The 265-nt window shown below is 46.0% G+C and carries 1 protein-coding gene; it reads right to left on the bottom strand.

Features of this window, described 5'->3' with window-relative positions:
- A partial coding sequence (locus A3756_RS27345) for a hypothetical protein (RefSeq protein WP_197481186.1) occupies window positions 1–265 on the bottom strand: 265 nt, incomplete at both ends.

Genomic DNA, 265 nt, shown 5'->3' with positions numbered 1-265 from the left:
CACTGATACGGGCATTTAAGACGTTGAGATTCAGTTGCTCAAGTACCGCAGTTGTTGCAGCAAATAGGTCGTCTTTTGAGCGGACGTAAACCATAATATGGCTGAAACCGTCACCTTGCTTGGTTTGGGTGTCGCGAATGATGATGAGCGGCTCACTTGAGTTGCCATGATTAAGTACTTCAGAGATTTGCCAAACGATGTCGGCGGTTGAGTCTTGAAGGAAGTAGTCGTCTTCAAAGGACTCCAATAAAGCATCAATCTCTGG

It is taken from the genome of Oleiphilus sp. HI0086, from assembly GCF_001635225.1.
This window is presented reverse-complemented; position numbering and strand designations above follow the sequence as displayed.